Raw genomic sequence first — 2,509 nt, forward strand, 5'->3', positions numbered from 1 at the left:
TGCTCATGCTGAGTTTCCAGCACTAGATTAACTGCCCGTTCACGGACTTCCGGAGAGTAACGTTTGGTCGTTGTCATAGAGACCTCCACTTTTAAAGTATAGACTCTAATTTATCCGGGGTGATTCAATTTATGGGCATCTTGAATAAAAAACACCGGCGTATTATTTCCGACCAGGTCAAAGTTACCTTCCTGAGTATAAAATTTCACCGCAAAACCGCGAATGTCACGCACCGTATCGGCGGAGCCCCGTGACCCCTGTACCGTGGAAAAGCGTACATAGACCGGCGTTTTCACCGCCGGATCGCGCAGAAAACCCGCTTTGGTGAGGTCGGTCAGCGGGCGGTACACCTCGAAGACGCCGTGCGCGGCCGAGCCGCGGGCGTGCACAATGCGTTCCGGGATGCGTTCATGGTCAAAATGGGTGATCTTCTCACGCATAATGAAATCTTCCAGCAGCGTGGGTCCCCGCTTGCCGGCGCGCAATGAATTTTGATCGTCGGAAATTTTGGTACCTTGATTGGTGGTCAGGGGCTGGTGTTCACCGTTCTTGCGCTGTGGCTCCAACGCCGTCAATTTGGCGTTGGTGGTCTGAGGAAACTTGGCGGGGCCGGGGCTGGATGTGACAGGCTTTGCTGGGCCTTGGAAGGATCCTTGGGTGTCGACATGGCTGAGTTGCTCCTCTCACTGTTTACAACCGGTTAAGTAGCGATTTACCACCGTCTTTTGGGATCGGCTGGATCAACTATAGAACAGATTTCCCTAACCGTTGTAAGGACAATGGCCCACACGCCTGCGAACAAAATCCCACATTATTGATTAGAATAGGAAGATAGGTTGACGTCCGTTGCCGCCCCGCGGTTTACCTGCATTCCCTCAGCGCGCTAATAACAGTGTGAAGCAAAGGGAAATACCCACACCAGCCCGCAGCGGGTATGGGCCTGAGGGCGAGATAAGGCTTTCTCTATTGTTACGATAGTCAGCGCCGTCAAAAGCGGCCTGCGGCATAAGGCGAAATAATGCTTGCTCTATCGTTATGATATCAGCGCCGTCACAAGCGGCCTGTGCTCAAAAGGTCAGGGAGAGGGCAACAGGCTGGCGCGCACCCGCTGCCACAACGTCTGCACTGACTCGGGAACCGCCAGATGGCGCACCAGCGGCGTGCCCTCGGGATGCTGCAGCGCGAAGATTAACGTCGCGATGCAGACCAAACGCTCTAGCTGATTGTCTTTCGCGGGGCGCAAAATCGGCACGCGGAAGCGCCAGCGGCAGGGCCACAGCAGCGGCACGCCGGCGGGTGTCAGCATGTCGGCGGCGATATGGCTTAAATAGCCAATAATCATAGCGTGAAAGGCATCAAGCGGGATGATGCTTTGCGGCGGTAAACGCAGAGTAAATAGCAGGATGCCGGCGACGATCGCCAGCAGGCTGTGGGTGAAGCCGCGATGGCCACACAGTCGGGCGATAGGGCCAGACAGCCAGTGCAAGCGCTGCCCCAGTACCGATTTAGGGTGATCGATGTCCGGCAGCAAGCAGGTAAGCAACCCGCCGGCGATAATATGCCACCAGTCCCCCGCGGCAAGCGCGGGGGTGAGCGCCATTTTTTTGGCTAAAATGGTGCTGGCCAAGGCAAAGATAAAATGTCCTTCGGCGGTCATAGGCGGCACAGGGCAAAATGGCTGGTCATTTGTCCAGTATAGAGCAATCCTGGGCCGCCGGGAATAGGTTACCTTGTAACTTTTTCTTGCCCGTTAGCGCGCCAGCCAGCCGCCGTCTACCGCCAGGGTGTAACCGTTAACATAATCCGACGCCCTTGAGGCCAAAAAGACCGCCGGCCCCATCAAATCGGCGGGCAGCCCCCAGCGGCCGGCGGGAATGCGCTCGAGGATCGCCTGGCTACGGGCCTCATCGTCGCGCAGTTGTTGGGTATTATTGGTCGCCATATACCCCGGCGCCAGCGCGTTGACATTAATGCCATGCTGCGCCCATTCGTTAGCCATCAGACGCGTTACGCCCATCACGGCACTTTTTGAGGCGGTATAGGAGGGAACGCGAATGCCGCCCTGATAGGAAAGCATCGAGGCAATATTGATAATTTTCCCGCCGTGGCCCTGATGGATAAACTGACGGGCCGCCGCTTGAGCCATAAAGAACAGCGACTTGATATTGAGATCCATCACATCATCCCAATTTTTTTCGCTGAATTCGATAGCATCCTGGCGGCGAATAATACCGGCGTTATTGACCAGAATATCGATATGGCCAAAGGTCGCTACCCCCTGGGCGATAATGGCGGGGATGACCGCGGTATCACTCAAATCGGCCTCAATCGACAGAAAACGGCGGCCGCGCGCCTCGACCTGTTGTAGGGTGTCGACCGGCTTGAATCACCCCGGATAAATTAGAGTCTATACTTTAAAAGTGGAGGTCTCTATGACAACGACCAAACGTTACTCTCCGGAAGTCCGTGAACGGGCAGTTAATCTAGTGCTGGAAACTCAGCATGAGCA

Annotated in this window: 1 protein-coding gene and 2 pseudogenes; all 3 read right to left on the reverse strand. The window is 55.5% G+C overall.

Annotated features, from left to right (window positions below):
• Positions 1-128: 128 nt before the first annotated feature.
• Positions 129-638 (reverse strand): annotated as a pseudogene (locus tag CINSTRO3249_RS14995) (catalase); the annotation flags it as partial.
• A 437-nt stretch (positions 639-1,075) separates the two neighbouring features.
• Positions 1,076-1,657 (reverse strand): metal-dependent hydrolase, encoded by a 582-nt coding sequence (locus CINSTRO3249_RS15000; protein WP_074013823.1) that lies wholly within the window; start codon positions 1,655-1,657, stop codon positions 1,076-1,078.
• A 93-nt stretch (positions 1,658-1,750) separates the two neighbouring features.
• Positions 1,751-2,371: pseudogene (kduD, locus tag CINSTRO3249_RS15005) on the reverse strand (2-dehydro-3-deoxy-D-gluconate 5-dehydrogenase KduD); the annotation flags it as partial.
• Positions 2,372-2,509: the final 138 nt, after the last annotated feature.

Source organism: Candidatus Sodalis sp. SoCistrobi, assembly GCF_900143145.1.
Lineage (GTDB): Bacteria > Pseudomonadota > Gammaproteobacteria > Enterobacterales > Enterobacteriaceae > SoCistrobi.

Bases quoted from the DNA above. Each gene is read 5' to 3' on its own strand.
- CINSTRO3249_RS15000 (WP_074013823.1), bottom strand. From the start codon at position 1,657: ATGACCGCCGAAGGACATTTTATCTTTGCCTTGGCCAGCACCATTTTA.